Origin of the sequence: Amycolatopsis circi (assembly GCF_003385235.1) — a bacterium.
GTDB lineage: Bacteria > Actinomycetota > Actinomycetes > Mycobacteriales > Pseudonocardiaceae > Amycolatopsis > Amycolatopsis circi.
The window spans coordinates 1-18675 of sequence record NZ_PQIA01000165.1 but is presented as its reverse complement, the minus strand read 5'-3'; the positions used below and the strand labels follow the sequence as shown (position 1 = coordinate 18675).

The 18675-nt window shown below is 69.4% G+C and carries 11 protein-coding genes; 2 read left to right on the top strand and 9 right to left on the bottom strand.

Annotation, left to right across the window (positions count from 1 at the left end; all coding sequences use genetic code 11):
* Window positions 1-1749 precede the first annotated feature (1749 nt).
* Window positions 1750-2262 (top strand): GNAT family N-acetyltransferase, encoded by a 513-nt coding sequence (locus D0D37_RS41040; protein WP_116205968.1) that lies wholly within the window; start codon window positions 1750-1752, stop codon window positions 2260-2262.
* 43 nt (window positions 2263-2305) lie between these two features.
* On the opposite strand, the gene purH is transcribed toward D0D37_RS41040, so the two are convergent.
* From purH to D0D37_RS41000, 8 genes are all read right to left on the bottom strand, one after another.
* Window positions 2306-3868 carry a bifunctional phosphoribosylaminoimidazolecarboxamide formyltransferase/IMP cyclohydrolase gene (purH, locus tag D0D37_RS41035; RefSeq protein ID WP_116205967.1) on the bottom strand — a complete coding sequence of 521 codons (1563 nt, stop codon included), beginning with the start codon at window positions 3866-3868 and terminating at the stop codon, window positions 2306-2308.
* Window positions 3865-4482 (bottom strand): phosphoribosylglycinamide formyltransferase, encoded by a 618-nt coding sequence (purN, locus tag D0D37_RS41030; RefSeq protein ID WP_116205966.1) that lies wholly within the window; start codon window positions 4480-4482, stop codon window positions 3865-3867. The genes purH and purN overlap by 4 nt, the downstream gene beginning before the upstream one ends.
* A 74-nt stretch (window positions 4483-4556) precedes the next feature.
* Entirely contained in the window at window positions 4557-6095 is a 1539-nt protein-coding gene (locus D0D37_RS41025; RefSeq protein WP_244223856.1) for a cell division protein PerM, read from the bottom strand.
* 155 nt (window positions 6096-6250) lie between these two features.
* The gene (locus D0D37_RS41020; RefSeq protein ID WP_116205964.1) at window positions 6251-6994 is read right to left on the bottom strand and encodes a DUF5336 domain-containing protein; all 744 of its coding nucleotides are present in this window, start codon (window positions 6992-6994) and stop codon (window positions 6251-6253) included.
* Window positions 6995-7210: 216 nt separating this feature from the next.
* Window positions 7211-8101, bottom strand: a complete 891-nt coding sequence (gene sucD / locus D0D37_RS41015; RefSeq protein WP_116205963.1) for a succinate--CoA ligase subunit alpha — start codon at window positions 8099-8101, stop codon at window positions 7211-7213.
* A 1-nt stretch (window position 8102) separates the two neighbouring features.
* Complete coding sequence (gene sucC, locus D0D37_RS41010) at window positions 8103-9272, bottom strand: ADP-forming succinate--CoA ligase subunit beta (protein WP_116205962.1); 1170 nt, start codon at window positions 9270-9272, stop codon at window positions 8103-8105.
* A 118-nt stretch (window positions 9273-9390) separates the two neighbouring features.
* The gene (locus D0D37_RS41005) at window positions 9391-9711 is read right to left on the bottom strand and encodes a hypothetical protein (protein WP_116205961.1); all 321 of its coding nucleotides are present in this window, start codon (window positions 9709-9711) and stop codon (window positions 9391-9393) included.
* Window positions 9708-11312 carry a hypothetical protein gene (locus tag D0D37_RS41000; protein ID WP_244223855.1) on the bottom strand — a complete coding sequence of 535 codons (1605 nt, stop codon included), beginning with the start codon at window positions 11310-11312 and terminating at the stop codon, window positions 9708-9710. Before D0D37_RS41000 ends, D0D37_RS41005 begins: the two co-directional genes overlap by 4 nt.
* A gap of 2683 nt (window positions 11313-13995) precedes the next feature.
* On the opposite strand from D0D37_RS41000, the gene D0D37_RS40995 reads away from it, so the two are divergent.
* Complete coding sequence (locus D0D37_RS40995; RefSeq protein WP_116205960.1) at window positions 13996-14682, top strand: M23 family metallopeptidase; 687 nt, start codon at window positions 13996-13998, stop codon at window positions 14680-14682.
* Window positions 14683-16303: 1621 nt separating this feature from the next.
* On the opposite strand, the gene pcrA is transcribed toward D0D37_RS40995, so the two are convergent.
* Window positions 16304-18675, bottom strand: a 2372-nt coding sequence (pcrA, locus tag D0D37_RS40980) for a DNA helicase PcrA (RefSeq protein ID WP_116205959.1), incomplete at its 5' end; no start/stop codon positions are given.

Below are 18675 nucleotides of genomic sequence, written 5' to 3'. Positions count from 1 at the left end.
GTGCAGTGGGGTCGGCGGGGTGAGCGGAGTCTCGGGCCGAGTTGCCGGATCGGACTCAGCTGACGAGCAGGAAGGAGTTTCCGGACGAAGATGAATCGGCGGCTCGGACGCAGGTGACGAGTCAGCCGGAACCCACGGACGAAGCCGGGTTGGCGGCTCGTGCGAGATCACCGACTCAGGCGAGGACCCCGGACCGGGTGCCACTGACGAATCAGCTTCCGGAACCGAACCAGCGGGGTCCAGCGAACGAAGACAAGTCGACGGCCGGGACGCAGGCGACGAGTCAGTCGGAACCCGCGTACGAAGCCGGGTCGGCGGCTCGTGCGAGGCCACCGACTCAGGCTGGGATCCCGGCCCGGATGCGACTGACGAACCAGCTTCCGGAACCAAACCAGCGGGGTCCAGGGAACGAAGATGAATCGGCGGCTCGTCCGGAGTCTCCGGTTCCGGATGAGGCGGCGAATCGCGTTCAGCAGACGGGACAACTCGAGCCGAAGGCTGCGGGCGAGCAGGTGAACCAGGCTGGCTCGCCGGAGTCGGTGAATCAGGTCCGGCGGACACGTGCGGGTCAGCAGACGAGGCGGTCCTGGCGGGAAACGAACCGGGACCAAGTTCGCGACCGGATTCGGCTGGCGAGCCGGGCCGGGCTTGCGAACGAAGCCCCGTCGACGAGTCGGCTGCTGACCCGCCGAAGTTGGCTGGCATCCATGGTTCGAACGCCATGTCCAGAGAACTCGGCCGGGTACGGGATCCGTTCCCTCCCCAGGAGAACAGCGATCTCGGCGAACCTGCGGACATCGCGGCGACCGGCGTTCGTTCCTTCGCCAATGCTTCGATCGCCGACCACGGCACCGACACTTCCCACGAGCGTGCCGGCCGCGCCTCCGGCACGCTCGTGGGGGCGGAAGCCGTGGCTTCCGCGTCTGAGAGGATCTTTCGACGCTCCCGGCGGGGGTTCTCCGAAAAAATCCCTGAGGCGCATTGGAAATCGGGCGCGTCAGAGCCAGCAGGCAGCGCTGGAGCGTTCAGTTCCCCGGCCACTGCCGAAGGACCGCCTGCTTCCGACGCCGCCCCAACCGCAGCTGGAACTCCTCTGGCCCCGGAAGCCCCCAAAGCTCCCGCGGCCATCCCGACCAGAGCCGCCTCACCCGTCGCCAAAGCCCCTGCGGCCACCCCAGCCAAAGCCGAAGCTTCACCCGCCGCCAAAGCCCCCGCAGTCACCCCAGCCAAAGCCGAAGCCCCATCCGTCGCCAAAGCCCCCGCAGCCAGAGCCGAAGCGACCCCCGCTCCAGAAAAACCAACCGCGACCGAACCGTCCGCAGAAGTCGCCCCAGCCTCAACAACCGCCCCCGCGGCCCCTGAAGCTCCCGTCTCTTCCGCGATCTCCGAAGCAGCCTCCGAAGAAGCAGCCCAAGAAGCGGCCCCCGAAGCCACTCCGGTCGTCACCGATTTCCTCCTTCCGCCGAGATCGGCCGACGGTCCGCCCCGGAGGCAAGGTCGTCAGACCAAGCCCGGGACGGACGTCGGCACGCCGCGGGGAAGGCGGCTCCGCATCCTCATCCGCGCGGAATCCGCACGGTCACCCAACAATCGCACCCAAAAACGCACCACTGCACCAAACAGTCTCGAACACCTGTTCGACATCATCCATGTTTCACCCCACCCCGGCCCGCTGTCAAGCGCGCACGGGGAAAGAACCCGGAAGAGCACCGGACACCAGGAAAACCGCTCTTTACACTGGGAACCCTGATGAAGACAGGACACATCGCCCTGCGGGGTTTCGCCGAAGCTGACCTTCCCGTGCTCGACCGGTTCTCCACGGACCCGGACGGCGCCGGGACCTTCCAGTGGACGAGTTTCACCGGACCGCAGGCGCGACAGCGCTTCGCCGAGGACGGGTTCCTCAGCCCGGCTTCAAGCACAGTCGCGGTGACCGTCGACTCGGTCGTCGCCGGGATGGCCACCTGGGAGGCGGCTGATCGGGGCGGGCCGGCCGGTGGGTGTTTCCGGGTCGGCGTCACGTTGCTGCCCGACTATCGCGGGCACGGCACCGACGCGAAGGCGTATCAACTGCTCGTCGACCAGCTCTTCCGGCACACCCGCGCACACCGGCTCGAAGCCTTCGTCGACAGCGAGAACCTCGACGGGCAGCGGGTGCTCGAGAAGACCGGCTTCCACCGTGAAGGCCTGATGTGCCAGGTCACCTGGCGCGACGGCGGCTACCGCGACGAGGTCGTCTACGCGATCTTGCGCGAGGGATGAAAAACCGGCCGGGGCTCGAAAGCCCCGGCCGGCCAGCAAAAAATCAGTGCGCGAAGTGGCGCGTTCCGGTCAGGTACAGCGTGATCCCGGCGGCTTCGGCAGCGGCGATCACCTCGGCGTCGCGGATCGACCCGCCGGGCTGCACGACAGCGCGCACGCCGGCCTCGATCAGCACCTCGAGACCGTCCGGGAACGGGAAGAACGCGTCCGAAGCGCCGACCGAGCCCTTCGCCCGGTCACCGGCGCGCGAGACTGCCAGCCGCGACGAGTCGACGCGGTTGACCTGGCCCATGCCGACGCCGACGGTCGCCTGCTCGTGCGCCAGCAGGATCGCGTTGGACTTCACCGCACGCAGCGCCCGCCACGCGAATTCCAGGTCCGCGAGGGTCTGCTCGTCGGCGGGCGAGCCGGTCGCCAGCTCCCAGTTCGCCGGGTTGTCGCCGGGGGCGTCGATCGCGTCGGCGGTCTGCACGAGCACGCCGCCGGAGATCGGCCGGAACTCCACCGGGGCCGCGTTCTCGATCGCGGGCAGCTTCAGCAGCCGCACGTTCTTCTTGCGCTGCAAGATCTCCAGCGCTTCCGGCTCGAAGTCGGGAGCGAGCACGACCTCGGTGAAGACCTCGGCGATCTGCTCCGCCGCCACGACGCTCACCGGGCGGTTCGTGGCGATCACGCCGCCGTACGCGGACACCGGGTCGCAGGCGTGCGCCTTGCGGTGCGCTTCGGCGACGTCCGTGCCGACAGCGATCCCGCACGGGTTGGCGTGCTTGATGATCGCGACGGCCGGCTCGGAGAAGTCAAAGGCGGCCCGACGCGCGGCGTCAGTGTCGACGTAGTTGTTGTACGACATCGCCTTGCCGTGAAGCTGCTCCGCGTGCGCGAGGCCCGGCTGCGCGCTGCGGTACAGCGCCGCCTTCTGGTGCGGGTTCTCGCCGTAGCGCAGTACGTCCGCACGGTCCCACGTCGCGCCGAGGAAGTCCGGGAAGCCGCTGTCGTCCGAAGGCGCGTACGCGTTGGCGAACCACGAAGCGACAGCAGTGTCGTACGCAGCCGTGTGCGCGTACGCCTGCGCAGCGAGCCGCTTGCGGTCCGACAGTTCGAAGCCGCCCGCGGAGACCTGCTCGAGCACCCACGCGTACCGCGCCGGGTCCACGACGACAGCGACGCTGCCGTGGTTCTTCGCGGCCGCGCGCACCATCGCGGGACCGCCGATGTCGATGTTCTCGACGCAGTCCTCAGGGCTCGCGCCGGACGCGACGGTCGCCTGGAACGGGTACAGGTTCACCACGAGCAGGTCGAACGCCGCGATGTCGAGCTGCTTGAGCTGTGCGACGTGGTCGTCGTTGCCCTGGTCGGCGAGCAGTCCGGCGTGCACGCGCGGGTGCAGCGTCTTGACCCGGCCGTCGAACGACTCGGGGAATCCGGTGACCTGCTCGACCGGCGTGACCGGAACCCCGGCGTTCGCGATGACCTTCGCCGTGCCGCCGGTCGACACGATCTCCACGCCGGCCGCGTGCAGGCCGGTCGCGAGCTCGAGCAGGCCGGCCTTGTCCGAGACGCCGATCAGCGCGCGCCGGACCGGGCGCCGTCCCTGTGCTGTGCTCACGAAAACCTCACCTTTCGTCCGTCCACGGTGCACCCACCACGGCCGAGTCGCTCGATCGTTTCAACCAGCAGCCTGCGCTCCACGGCTTTGATCCGCTCGTGCAGGACGTCTTCGGTGTCGTCGGTCTCCACCGGCACCGCCTCCTGGGCGATGACCGGGCCAGTGTCCACCCCGGCGTCGACGAAATGCACCGTCGATCCGGTGACGCGCACGCCCGCGGCCAGCGCGTCGGCGACCGCGTGCATCCCAGGGAAGGACGGCAGCAGCGCGGGGTGGGTGTTGATCACGCGGCCCGCGAACCGCGACAGGAACTCCGGCCCGAGGATCTTCATGAAGCCCGCGGACACCACGAGGTCGGGCTGATAAGCCGCGACGGCCTCGGCGAGCGCGCGGTCCCACGCGGCGCGGTCCGGATGGTCGGCGACGCGCACGGTGAACGACGGCACGTCAGCCCGTTCCGCCCGCGTGAGCGCCTCGATACCGGTGCGGTCGGCGCCGACCGCGACGACGGAGGCCGGGAACCCCGGCTGCCCGACCGCGTCGAGCACCGCCTGCAGCAGCGTGCCGGAACCGGACGCGAGCACGACGATCTTCACCGGAGTGGGCAGTTCCAAGCGGCTGGCCAGAACGGGCTCCTTGCACGGCGGTACGCCTCGGGCGCACGGCGCTTCACCAGGTCGCCCCAACCCTAACGGTCGTCCTCGGCGGGCTTCGCGTCGCCGGAGTCCTCGGTGGACTCGGTCACAGCCTTCGGCTCTTCGGCCAGGGTTTCGGGCTTGTCTTCAGGCTTGTCCCCGGTCGCGGCGACCTCGGTTTCCGACTCGTCCTCCGGCAGGTCGAGGCCCAGTTCGGCATCGGCCTCGGCGTCGAAGTCCTCGGTCTCGTCAGGCTCTTCAGCCGAATCCGAGTCAGCCTCGGATTCCTCGTCGGAGTCTCCGGATTCCTCGGCCTCGTCCGCGTCCGCAACGTCCTCATCGGACTCGGCCTCCTCCGACTCAGCGGTCTCGGAATCCGGCTCGTCCTCCACCTCGAGCGAACCGACCGGCCGCATCGGAGAGTGCGCCCCCGCGAAGAACGCCACGAACCCGGCCGGGATCACGATCCAGCAGAACGCCACGATCGACGCCACCCCGACGGGCACGCTGACCGGATCGAACGGACCGTCGCCGAGTCGTCCGCCGGCGAGCGTGCCCAGCAGCACGCAGCCGAACCCGACCACCGCGCCCGCGACGACCACGGCCCGCAGCCGCGCCGCCGGATCCTCGTCCACCGCGCGCACCGACCAGCCGACCAGCACCCCGACCGCCAGCGGCAGCACCAGCAGCACCGGCCACCACGACGCGGCGTGCTCGGGAATGCCGCCGAGCAGCGGCACCCCAGGAACGGAACCGCCGCGGTAGCCGACGAGGTGCACGTTGAGGCTGCCGATGCTGAACCCGGGTCCGCTCACGAACGACATCGCGGCGACCACGGCGTTCGGCAGGTACAGCACGGAAAGCAGGAACAGGCCGAAGCTCCCGCCGAACGACGGCTCGAACAGGCTGGACACCGTGCGCGCGGACAGCGCCGTGGCGGCGGTCAGCGTCAGAGCGCCAGCCGCCAGCAGCGCGAACAACCCGAGCAGGCCCGCGCGCAAACCGCGAAGGGCCAGCGGGTCGAGCCGTTCGATGAGCACCTGCGGCATCCCGAACCGCCGAAGGACCCCGGCGGTGGCCGCGAGTCCGGAGATCACGGCGGGGACAACCGCGGCGAGCGCGACGTTCGCCCGCACCGGTTCACCGGTCGACAGCAACGAAATCACAAGCCCGAAGAGCAAATGCGCGCCGGAAATCGTGGCGATCAACGGGACCGCGTGTCGCAACCTGGCGCAGCGAAGCCGTCGCACCGCCTTGGCCGCCGCTCGCGCGACCAGCAGCACCACGCCGATTGTCGGCAGCAGCGGCAGCATGCCGAGCGGATGGCCACCGATCCCGAGTTCGACCTGGTAGGCGGCCAGCCAGCCGGGTCCCGCCGACAGCAGCACGCCGCCCGCGGAGAAGATCGCGTGCTGCGCGGTCAGCGTGACGAGCGTGAGCAGGGTGGCGACCGCCGCGTAGCCGGTGACGAGCGGGCCGAGCGCCGCGACGAGCAACACCCGCAACCGGGGTGCCTGCGGGACATCCTGGTCAGGGGAGTCGCCCACCGGCTCGTCGCCCGCGGGGCGTCCGGGACTGGTGAGCACCTGCATGTCCCCGACCATGACATCCGCGCTCGGCCGTCCGGGTGAGGCACGCCGCCGGGCGGACGTGGCGAATCCAACGCCCACCCGGTCGTGGCACGAGGCCAATAAAAACACCCGCTGTGACACGGAGAGTCACAGCGGGTGGGTAATGCGAAGGGGTTTCAGCCTTGCTGTCCGAAACCTCCGGGCGGCGTGCCCGGTTTGTTCTGGTCGGCCGGCGGCTGGAAGAACTGGCCCTGCTGCGGCGCGTACGTCGTGGCCTGTCCGCCCGGCGGCGGAGTAGCGGGCGGCTGCTGCTGCGGGGACGGCGGCTGCTGTCCCGGAGCCTGCGGCGGCGACTGCTGGCCCTGCTGGCCGGGAGCCGGCTGGTACTGCGTCGGCTGGTACTGGCCCTGCTGGCCGTAGGGCTGCTGGTACGCCGGGGCAGCTGGCTGCGAGGCCGGCGGCTTGAGCACGCCGTACTCGAACAGCAGCACGGCGACCGATGCGGCCATCTGCAGGAGACCGAGGATCAGCACCACGATCACGATGGCAGACGTTCGCCCGGAGATGACGGCGTCGAGCGCGCCCAGCCCGCCGAGCACGCTGAACAGCGCGGCGAACGGCAGCGTCTTCGGCCCCTTGGGCAGCAGGTTCATCGCCGACAGCAGACCGCCGACGAGCAGGAACAGAATGGCCTGCCCGGCCGTGCCCGCTTCGCTGGCGAAGCCGAGGAAGTACTGCACCAGCCCGAGCCCGGCCACGCCGAGGGACAGCAGCAGCGGAAGGTTCGGCGGCGTTCCGGCGCCCGAGGCAGGCGGACCCTGCTGGGGCTGGGGCTGCTGCGGGAACCCGCCCGACGGGGGCGGTCCCTGGGACGGCTGGCCCTGCTGGGGGTAGCCGGGCCCGCCACTGGGGAAGGTCATCGGAAGGTCTCCTGTCTCATCGACCGGCGGTTCGAGATCCTGCGGTGCCCGGGCGCGCCGGCGGCGTCCCCCGCTCACGAGTGACTGCACGCTAGCGCATCCGCCCTTGGCGTCCGCGACGTTGGACGCACCGAGCGCCGGATCGGTTGCGGGCGGAAACGACGAAGGCCGGGCACCGTGTCGGTGCCCGGCCTCCGCCGTTGGAGTCGCTGCTGGTCAGCCGAGGCTGTTGTACAGCTCGCGAGCGAGAACCGCGGTCTCGCTCGGGGTCTTGCCGACCTTGACGCCGGCGGCCTCGAGGGCCTCCTTCTTCGCCGCGGCGGTGCCGGACGATCCGGACACGATCGCGCCCGCGTGGCCCATCGTCTTGCCCTCGGGGGCGGTGAAGCCTGCGACGTAGCCGACGACCGGCTTGGTCACGTTCTCCTTGATGTAGGCCGCCGCGCGCTCTTCGGCGTCGCCGCCGATCTCGCCGATCATCACGATGACCTTGGTGTCGGCGTCCTTCTCGAACGCCTCGAGGGCGTCGATGTGGGTGGTGCCGATGACCGGGTCGCCGCCGATGCCGACCGCGGTCGAGAAACCGATGTCGCGCAGCTCGTACATCATCTGGTAGGTCAGCGTGCCCGACTTCGACACGAGGCCGATGCCGCCCGCGCCGGTGATGTCGGACGGGATGATGCCCGCGTTCGACTTGCCGGGGCTGATCACGCCGGGGCAGTTCGGCCCGATGATCCGGGTCTTGTTGCCGGTCGCGACCGCGTGCGCCCAGAAGTAGGCCGAGTCGTGCACCGGGATGCCCTCGGTGATGACGACGGCCAGCGGGATCTCGGCGTCAATGGCCTCGATGACCGCGTCCTTGGCGAACTTCGGCGGCACGAAGATGACCGACACGTCGGCGCCGGTCTCCTTGATGGCCTCCTCGACCGTGCCGAACACGGTGAGGTCCTTGCCCTCGATGGTGACCGTCTGGCCGGCCTTGCGGGCGTTGACGCCGCCCACGATGTTCGTGCCGGACTTCAGCATCTTGGTCGCGTGCTTCATGCCCTCGGAGCCGGTGAGCCCCTGGACGATGACCTTGCTGTTCTCGTTGATCAGGATCGACATCTCACGCACCTGCCGCGGCGAGCTCGGCAGCCTTGTCGGCCGCGTTGTCCATTGTGTCCACCACGGTGACCAGCGGGTGGTTCGCGTCGGCCAGGATCTGGCGACCCTCGACGACGTTGTTGCCGTCCAGGCGGACGACCAGCGGCTTGGTGGCCTCGTCGCCCAGGATCTTCAGCGCCTCGACGATGCCGTTCGCGACCGCGTCGCAAGCGGTGATGCCGCCGAAGACGTTCACGAACACGCTCTTCACGTCGGTGTCGTTGAGGATGACGTCCAGACCGGCCGCCATGACCTCGGCCGACGCGCCGCCGCCGATGTCGAGGAAGTTGGCGGGCTTAACGCCGCCGTGCTTCTCGCCCGCGTACGCCACGACGTCCAAAGTGGACATCACGAGGCCCGCGCCGTTGCCGATGATGCCGACCTCGCCGTCGAGCTTGACGTAGTTGAGGTTCTTGGCCTTGGCCTTCGCCTCGAGCGGGTTCTCGGCCTGCTTGTCGACGAGGTCCTCGTGCGCCGGGTGGCGGAAGGAGGCGTTCTCGTCGAGGGTGACCTTGCCGTCGAGGGCGATGATCTTGTCCTGCGGGTCGCGGACCAGCGGGTTGACCTCGACCAGGGTGGCGTCCTCGGAGACGAAGGTCTCCCACAGCTTCACCACGACGTCGGCGGCCTCGTCGATGATGTCGGCCGGGAAGTTGCCGGCCTTCAGGATCTCGAGCGCCGTCGCCTTGTCGACGCCCTTGATCGCGTCGACCGGGATCTTGGCGAGCGCGTCCGGGCGCTCGACCGCGAGCTGCTCGATCTCCATGCCGCCCTCGGACGACGCCATCGCGAGGAAAGTGCGGTTGGCGCGGTCGAGAAGGAAGGAGAAGTAGTACTCGGACGCGATGTCCGATGCTTCCGCCACCAGCACGCGGTGCGTGATGTGGCCCTTGATGTCGAGGCCGAGGATGGCTTCCGCCTTCTCCTTCGCCTCGTCGGGCGTCTGGGCCAGCTTGACGCCGCCCGCCTTGCCCCGGCCGCCGACCTTCACCTGCGCCTTGACGACGACCTGGGTGCCGATCTGCTCCGCGGCGGCCTTGGCTTCTTCCGGGGTGCTTGCCACGGCGCCCGGCAGAACCGGTACTCCGTGGGCGGCGAAGAGATCCCTCGCCTGGTACTCGTAGAGGTCCACTACTCCAGTCTCCTGACGACACGCCACTGTGGTGGTCCGTTTTCCGGACCGCGCTGTCGGACCAGTCGAGGTTAGCGACCAGCGCAGACGCAGGGGACGCCGCACCTGGTGAAGTCGGTCACCGTACGCGGTCAGAGGGTGTGCCGAGGGTGTGAGACCGCCCACCGACAAGCATTTCGACGGCCTTTTCGGGGCTTTCCTCGCCCAACTCGACGACGTTCGTGCCGGGGAGCGCTTCGGCGAGACCCCCGGGGACCGGACCGCCGAGGAGGCCCAGAATGTCTGGATCCTCCTGTTCGGCGGTGCGCGCGATCTTTTCTTTCGTGTCGAGGTGTCCAACGTGGACGACTTCGAGACCGGCGTCGCGCAGCATTCTCGCCAAGGGAATCGCCGCGGTTTCTTCCGACAGCTCCACCAGGACGACGCGGCGCGGGCTCATTTCTTCGCACCGGCGACCGCGGTGCCGGCGGCGATCACTGCCGCCACGACCGCGGCGAGCCCGAGCCAGAATCCCGCGCCCGGTTGTGCGCCGGAGAAGGCCGAACTGACGAGCGGAATCTCGGCGACGTGCAAGGCGAGCAGCAGCGCCGCTCCGGCCAGCCCGGCCGCGGCGGCGCCGGGCCGCGAACGAAGGCTCAGCCCGAGCGTCCCGAGAACGACGAGCACCGCGACGAGCAATCCCCACGACGGAGTGTCGAAATCGGACCAAAGACCGGGCGTCGCGTAATCGTGCGCGGTGAATACCGGTGTGCCGAATGTCGCGATCGCCAGCACCGCGGCAATTCCGGCCGGGATCAAGACCGGGGACCGCGGTCCTTCGGTACCGGTGTCGTCGCGTTCCACGACGCCGGTGATCACCGCGGCCAACGCGGCAAGCCCGGCGAGGCCCAGCGCGATCGCGGTGAAAACGGCACCCGCGCCGAGGTGGTAACTGATCTCGCCGCCGAGCCCGCCGAGTCCCGTCGCTTCGGAGGCGGTGATGGCCGTGCTGAGCACCGCCGTTCCGGCGAGAACGACCCCGGCCCACAACACCGCGAGCACCCCGCGCGCGAACGGCGCGGTACGACGCGAAAGAAGGAAAGGCACTGGCAGCACAACGAGAATTGCCGCGATCAGCAGTTGCAAGCGGGCCGGGCTGTCCGTGCTGTTGTTGAGTTGCGGAGCGTACGCGCCGATCGCCGCCGCGATTCCGGTCAGCAATGCGAGAAGCGCGGTGAGCGTGCGCCAGATGGTGAGCCCCGGGACGCGAGCTTCGCCGGCCAGGTCGGTGCGTTCGGCCTCCGTCTGCTGCGGTGTCGCAAGTGGAGTGAGGACGAGGACCAGCACCATCGGCACGACGGCGAGATACGCGCCCGTCGACACCTCCAGCCCCGACACGGCGAGCCCGGCGACCAACGTCGGCACCGCGACGGCCAGCACCGCCGCGACGATCCCGCCGAGCGTCCCGCGGGCGACGCCGTCGGATCCGGCGGAAATCCCGAGGACCGCGGCGACCGGCAGCGCACCGGCGAGGAGAAGGTAACCGGCGAGCGCCAGGCCAGGACCGTCAAATGCCGACCGCGCAAGGAGAAACGGGTCGTCCGAGAGAACGGGCGTCATCAGCAATCCGACCGCGGCGACGACGGCGAGCAGCGGAATGATCAACCGCCAGCGGCGTTGGTCGTCCCCTCCGGCGATCTCGTTGCGCTCCCGCACGACCTGCGCGGCCACGATCCCGGCGACGAGCGTCAGCAGATGCCCGGCGATCAGCAGCCAGAACCCGATGCCGACGCCGCTGCGGTCGAGCAGCCGGTCCGGGAGATACAGCTCGGGGCGGATGGTTTTGGAGCCGTTGACGAGGAATTGGAGATCGAGGACCAGCCGTCCCGGCGCGAGAGCGGCGAGTCCGGTGACGAGACCGGCGGCCAGCCCGTGCCGCCCGCTGCGAGCCGCCGCGAACGCGATCCCGGCCGGGACGACGGCGAGGAGGACGAGGAGCGGCCAGGACAGGTAGCCCGGTCCGGCATCGGGCGAGACCGGGGCGATGGCTCCGGCGGCCAAGGCCAGGGAGCCGAGGCCGACGAGCGCGGTGGCGGCTCGGAGCCTTGGGGAGGGGGTTCGGTCAGTGAGGTCCAGGAGGGGCGGGTTGTCGCCTCGGCTGGTGCCTTGGCGGCTGGGGATGGTGCGGGGTGCGGACCTCGGCTCGGCCGGGGCGGTTGCCGCGGGGGTCGCCCCGGCACGGCGCGGCTCGTCAAGGCCTTCTGCCGACGTCGACGCACTGCTGCTGGACGGGCTTCCCGCTGGCGTTGGCGCATTGCGGCCAGATGAGTCGGCCGGACTTCCCGCTGGCGTCGGCGCACTGCGGCCAGACGGGCGTCCCTCATACGTTGGGGCATCGCGGCGAGGTGAGTCGGCCGGGTCTCCCGCTGGTGTCGGTTCGTCGCGACCAGACGGGCCGTCCGAGCTTCCCTCGGAAATCGCTCCCTCGCGGCGAGGCGAGTCGGCAGGGCTCCCAGCCGACCTCTGCTCATCGCGGCTGGACGGGCTTCCCTCAGACGTCGGGCCACCGCGGCCAGATGAGTCGGCCAGGCTTCCCGCTGGCCTCGGCTCATCGAGACCGGGCGGGCCGCCCGAGCGTCCCTCAGACGTCGGGACACCGCGGCGAGGTGAGTCGGCCGGGCTTCCCGCTGGTGTCGGTTCGTCGCGACCAGACGAGTCAGCTGAGCGTTCAGCGGAAGTCGCCCCGCGGCGACGGGTTGAGTCGGCGGGACTGACGGCTGGGTCCGGCTTCGCGCGACCGGCGTCACGGCGGGCTCGGGCACGGGCGGCGGCCTTGCGCTCGGCGAGGCTGGGACGCCGGGGTCCGGCGGGACGGTCCGGGGTGTCCGGGGCGGAGTCGCCGTCGGGAGGCTCTGAGGTCGGCGGAGTCATCGCTCGCGACGCTAGCAAGGACCGCCCGCGGCAGGGGGACAGCAGGGCCGCCTCGACCAGGCCGGAACGCACTTCCAGGTGAATTCGCCGCCGGATGAACCTTGGGCCGCCCCCGCGCGTCTGACGGGTGCGAAGAAAAAATCCGCCGATCCGCGTAAGAGGAGCGCGGGCCGGAGGTCTCGACGACAGAGGGACCGAAAGGCCGGAGGGAGCGTCGAGGAAAAACTTCGGGGAAGTCGCGTAAGGGCGAGACGTTCGGGGCGTCACTCCTGGGCGGGACGAAGCACGGGGACACATCGCGGGGGCGATGGACGAGGTCGGACACCTGTTCGTGGCAGGTGCCCGACCAGGTCGCGGAGGGGAGCCGCGACGGGTGCCGGCAGGTCGTGGGGACGGCTTGCCGGGATCGAGATGGAGGGGCCGAGACCTGCCGGGGAGGGCAGGTGAACGGCCGCGTCGCGGAGGGGAGCCGCGATCTCCATCCCTGGCAGGCCGGGGAGGACCTGCCAGGGATGGAGATGGCCAGAGCCTGCTGGAGGGGCAGGCAACCGGCCGGGTTCGCGGCGGAAGTCGCGACAGGCTCCGGCAGACCGTGGGGACGGTCCGCCGGAAACGGGACGGTCGGGGCCTGCCGGGGAGGGCAGGCAACCGGCCGCATCCCGAGGGGAGTCGCGGCGGTCTCCGGCAGATCGGACGGACGATTCCCGCGCTGGCCAGGCCCGCTGGGAAGCGCTGATGACCTGCTGCATCGCCGAGAAGGGTCGCAGCGAACTCCGGCAGGCCGGAGAGACCGGCCGCCGGGCACAGAGCGGAACGGGAACGGCAGCAACCAGCCGCATCGCGAGAGCGTTCGCGACGGACTCCGGCCGGGGAGACGAATCGCAGCGATGCGCCGGGGCAGGCAACTGGCTGCATCGCCGAGAAGGATCCGCGACAGACTCCGGCCGGGGAGACGAATCGCAGCGATGCGCCGGGGCAGGTAGCTAGCTGCATCGACCAGGTGGTCCGCGGAGCCGGTGGGCTGAAGAAGCAGGTCACAGGCTTGGGCCGAGGCCTGGCGAAACAGACGGCGGTGCTTGATTCCGAGCCCACCGGGACCCGGCAAATAGGCCGGGTCCGGCGGTGGTGCTCGCTGAGCGGAACGCACTGGCGAGCCCCGCTGCCGCGGATCTGCTTGGCCTGAGTCGAGCCTCAGGACCTGCTGGGCCAGGCGGATCTGGGCGGGAAGGGTCCGTCGCCGGGGAGCGGGGGGAAGTGTCACGAGGCGAAACCCCTCGGAGAGCGTCCGCAGACGCTGCCGAGAGTGAGCGTCGTCACAAGACTTCGCGTGAAACTGCTTCAACGCACCCGGGCGGCCGGTTATTTCGTCCGCACGTCCGCCGGGAGGGCTCCGGGAGCGTTGGGCCATCCGAAGGTATGTGACTCAAGCCACAATCGATGAAGTAGTTCCCGGTTAACTTTGGGTAGTTTCCACAGCTAGAAGCTCGATGCGCGCCACTCGTTCGGCCGAAAGCCCGGCCGCGCCTTGCTCATTGAGGCGCCGCTTCGTTACTGTCCCCCGGTCCCCATTACAGTCAGGTCACGAAGCAGAACGCTGAGCGAATCACCCCCGAGGTTCGTTCACGGGATCCCCCGCCCGAGTTCTCTTCCGCCCGGCTCCCCGACGATGGAAGGCCCTGTCTTGGCTTCACACCGCTCCCCCGGCGGCCAAGCCCCTTCCCCGGCGCTGAAAGACGCACTGGACGGTGCAGTCATCCGCGTCCGGGGACAGCACCGCATCTCCCCGCCCTCCTCCGCCCTTCGCGGACGGGTCGTGGTCGCCGCCGTCGCGGCCGGCGCGTTCGCCGCAGCCGCCGCAGGTCAGACCCTTAAGTCCACCAGCGGCGGAGACTCCGACGCCGCGGTCACCCCGCTCGCCAACGCACAGAACGCGAGCGCCTCGTTCACCCTCGGCAGCGCGGGCTCCGGGGGCGCTCCCGAACTGCTGCCGACCGGCCACGCCGTCGACGCCTCCGCCGAAGCCGCGAAGATGGCCGACAGCGCCAAGGTCACCAAGGCCCGCGTGCAGGCGGAATCCGAAGCCGCGCGCCAGGCCGCCGAAGAGGCGGCCCGCCCGAAGACCTGCATGCCCGCTCACGGCACGTTCACCTCCGGTTTCGGCGCCCGCTGGGGCACCAGCCACCTCGGCATCGACATCGCCAACTCCATCGGCACCCCGATCTACGCCGCCTCCGACGGCACCGTCATCCAGGCCGGCCCCGCCAGCGGCTTCGGCCTCTGGGTACGCGTCCAGCTCGACGACGGCACCATCCAGGTCTACGGCCACATGAACAGCTTCTCCGTCCGCGAGGGGCAGAAGGTCAAGTGCGGCGAGCAGATCGCCGAGATCGGCAACCGCGGCGAGAGCACCGGTCCGCACCTGCACTTCGAGGTGTGGCAGGACGGCACCAAGAAGATCGACCCGCGCCCGTGGCTCGCCGCCCGCGGCGTGAACGTCTGATCCGACTCGCACCTCTCGTCCGTCGGGCAACCGGCGCACCGACCTGCCTGAACTGATCCGCACCGGCTCGTTTTAGGCGGGCAGCCGCGAAATTTTGCTTCGCGCAAGGATCTGGCGGAACTTTCCGGCACGTCTCGTCTGGCCTGCCTGACAACGGCGCATTGGCGGTGGCCGCCGCGCAACGTTGCCCTCTGGCCTTGATCCGCATGGATCGCTCAGCCAGGCGCGGCATGCGCTTCGCGCACAAGGACCTGGCGGAACTTTCTGATACGTCTCGCCTGCCTGGCACCGGCACATCGGCCGTGGCCGCCGCGAAACGTTGCCGCCTGGGCTTGATCCGCACGGATCGCTCAGCCAGATGCGACATGCGCTTCGCGCGCGATCTTGCACGCGGAGCGTCCGGAAGCTCTGGCGTCACTGATCCGCAGCGCGTGCACGGCGTGAGTGCCACAGACACCGGTCAATCGCCCCCGCTTCCGTCGCAGTGCACCGTGGTGAAGTCGCTCCGAATACTCCGGCACCGCAAAGAAACGCGGCGATCTCCACCAGAGACCACGCATGAATGCCTGAGCCGTCAGGTGCCGGTGGCGCGGATCGACGTCATCATGGATCGCTGCCAGGCAGACGACGGACGAAGTAGGCGACTGCTACCTGCCACACCGTGCACAGGTCCGCGCGTCTTCGCCACGGCATCCATCGCGCGACCCCCTCGTCGGCCCGCGACGCTCTTCCGCAGACGACACATCTGCCGTCCGGTCCCAATGCGTGTTGCTTCAGCAACGCGCGCCATGCCGCGGCCAGCCGTGCCACGTCCCCTGGCACGTCCCGAGCTGGCCTGATTGCCGTCCCACAGCAACCGGCCCCGCGACTCTCCTCAAGTACTCCTGTACCCCAGCGGCAAATACCCCAAACAGCACCGCGTCCATCCCCTGCATCCCTCTCACATCGTACCGCACTTAATCGAACTTGTGTTCGATAGAGCTAAGTATGCCGGAGGGGACCGACAAGATCGGCCGGATCGCTGGGGAGTTCACTCGGTCCGGCGAAAGATGTCCGGCGGAGGGCGGGACACGAGTCGCGGGCCAGGCGAGAGTGGCTTGCCGAGTGCTGGGAGCGCGACAGCACCACGTACTAGAGGTTCGGAGGCTCAGGTGCCCGGAAAGACACCTGGAAGCCACGCGGCAGGGCCGCGCGTGAAGGCAAAGCGGAACTCGGAGCAGCGCTGAGTACCGGCACAGGCAATCCTTGCCGAGGCGAACCAGCTTGGAGCAAACCCGCGCTGGCGAACGGGATCCAGGAGAATCCGACCCAGGCAACTCGCCTAGTCAACACAGCGCGCCTCCGAGATCAGCGCACGGCACGGCACGGCACGGCACGGCACGGCACGGCACGGCACGGCACGGCACGGCACGGCACGGCACGGCACGGCACGGCACGGCACGGCACGGCACGGCACGGCACGGCACGGCACGGCACGGCACGGACGAGATTGGCCCGCTCCGCTCACCGCGACTCGCCCATCCCCACACAGCACAGCGCGAATCAGCACGGCCCGAACCAGCACAGCGCAAACCGACCTGGCCCAGCAAGGAGGATCAACCCCCGAAACCGCAGGCAGCCGTCAGAGTTTCACCATCGGCACGCTGCCGATCAGCATCAGCCGGACCTTGCCCGACGCCCCGAAGTCGATCGTCGCCGTCGCGCGCGGGCCGATGCCGTCGCAGGAGATGACCGTTCCCAGGCCGTACTTGTCGTGGCTCACCCGGTCCCCGACGTCCAGCTTCAGAGCCACCGTCTCCTTCCAGCCCTTCCCGAACGGCGAACTCGAAGACGTCGACGTCGAGGACCGGCGGCCCCAGGTGGTCGCAGCACGCGGGCCCGAGGAAGAACCGGAAGAAGAGCCGAAGTTTCCGAAGCCAGGCGAAGAAGGTTCCAGGCGGCGCCAGTCGACAAGGTCCGGAGGCAGTTCGTCCAGGAAGCGGGAAGCCGGGTTCATCTGCGGCTGTCCCCACGCCGACCGGGTGAGCGCCCGCGACACGTAAAGCCGTTGCCGCGCACGGGTAATCGCCACGTAGGCCAGGCGGCGTTCTTCGGCCAGTTCAGCGGGATCGCCCAGGGCGCGCATGTGCGGGAAGACGCCGTCTTCCCAGCCGGTGCAGAAAACGACCGGGTACTCCAGGCCCTTGGCGGTGTGCACGGTCATCAGCGTGACCACGCCCGCGCCGCCGTCGCCTTCCTCGCCGCCGTCTGAGGCAGGGATCGAGTCGGCGTCCGCGACCAAGGAAACCCGTTCCAGGAAAGCGGGAAGCGAGCCAGGGGCGGGGACGCCGTCGTCCAGGACCAGTTCCGCGTTCTCGTCGTTGGTGACCTCGGCGGTGAACTCGGCGAATTCGCGGGCCACCGTCACCAATTCGGTGAGGTTTTCGACGCGCGACGCGTCCTGCGGGTCGTCTGATTCCTCAAGCTCCGCGCGGTAGCCGGTGCGTTCCAGGACCGCTTCGAGCAGGTCGTGCACCTCGGTGCCGGACGACGCCATCTCCTGCAGTTCGTCCAGCAGCGTCACGAATCCGGTGATCGCCTTGGCCGAACGCGGGTTCAGCAGCGCCACCTTGCCCTCGACCGCGTCGCGCAACGCGGCCCAGAACGAGATCCGTTCCCGTTCCGCATGGGTGGCCACGACCGCCTCGGCCCGATCGCCGATGCCGCGCTTGGGGACGTTGAGAATCCGCCGCAGGCTGACCGTGTCGTCCGGGTTCGCGAGCACGCGCAGGTACGCGATCATGTCCCGCACTTCGCGCCGCTCGTAGAACCGCACGCCGCCGACGACCTTGTACGGCAGGCCCAGCCGGATGAAGATTTCCTCGAACACCCGCGACTGGTTGTTGGTGCGGTAGAATACCGCCACATCCGAGTAGTCCGCCTCGCCCTTCTCCGCCAGCGAGTCGATCTCCCCGGCGACGAACGCGGCCTCGTCGTGGTCGTTGTCCGACACGTAGCCGACGATCTTCTCGCCGTCGCCCGAATCGGTCCACAGCCGCTTGGCTCGCCGGTTGGGGTTGCGCGCGATCACCGCGTTGGCGGCGGACAGGATCGTTTGCGTGGAGCGGTAGTTCTGCTCCAGCAGAATCGTGTGCGCGTTCGGGAAGTCGCGTTCGAATTCCTCGATGTTGCGGATGGTCGCGCCGCGGAAGGCGTAGATGGACTGGTCCGCGTCGCCGACCACGCACAGTTCGGCGGGTTCGATCCCGGTGTCCGTTGCTTCAGTGCCAGCCAGCGCGCGCACCAGGGTGTACTGCGCGTGGTTGGTGTCCTGGTACTCGTCGACCAGAACGTGCCGGAAGCGCCGCCGGTAGTACTCCGCGACGTCCGGGAACGCTTGCAGCAACGACACTGTCCGCATGATCAGGTCGTCGAAGTCGAACGCGTTCGCGCTCGCCAGCCTGCGCTGGTACTCGGTGTAGACCTCGGCGACCCGGCGTTCCAGGTCGTTGGCCGCCTTCGAGGCCGCCTCGTCCGGATCGACCAGCTCGTTCTTGAGGTTCGAGATGTGCACCGCGAGCGTGCGCGCGGCGTACTTCTTCGGGTCGATGTCGAGATCGCGCGCCACGAGCGTGATGAGCCGCTTCGTGTCGTCCGAGTCGTAGATGGAGAAACTCGACGACATGTCGAGCGTTTTCGCCTCGCGGCGAAGGATTCGCACGCACATCGAGTGGAACGTGGACACCCACATCGCGTTCGCGCGCTTGCCGACGAGCGCCGCGACGCGTTCGCGCATCTCGGCGGCGGCCTTGTTGGTGAACGTGATCGCCATGATCTCGCCCGGATGCACGCCGCGCTGCCCGAGCAGGTAGGCGATCCGGCGCGTGAGCACGCGCGTCTTGCCCGATCCGGCTCCCGCGACGACCAGCAGCGGACCTCCGGCGTGCGTCCCCGCCTCGCGCTGGGCGGGATTGAGGTCCTCGAGCAGGTCTGCGGTACCCGGCCGGGCAGCGC

Excerpts from the sequence above, each read along its gene's own strand:
- D0D37_RS41040 (WP_116205968.1), top strand. The coding sequence starts at position 1,750 with ATGAAGACAGGACACATCGCCCTGCGGGGTTTCGCCGAAGCTGACCTT.
- D0D37_RS41025 (WP_244223856.1), bottom strand. The coding sequence starts at position 6,095 with ATGCAGGTGCTCACCAGTCCCGGACGCCCCGCGGGCGACGAGCCGGTG.
- D0D37_RS41020 (WP_116205964.1), bottom strand. The coding sequence starts at position 6,994 with ATGACCTTCCCCAGTGGCGGGCCCGGCTACCCCCAGCAGGGCCAGCCG.
- sucD (WP_116205963.1), bottom strand. The coding sequence starts at position 8,101 with ATGTCGATCCTGATCAACGAGAACAGCAAGGTCATCGTCCAGGGGCTC.
- D0D37_RS41005 (WP_116205961.1), bottom strand. The coding sequence starts at position 9,711 with ATGAGCCCGCGCCGCGTCGTCCTGGTGGAGCTGTCGGAAGAAACCGCG.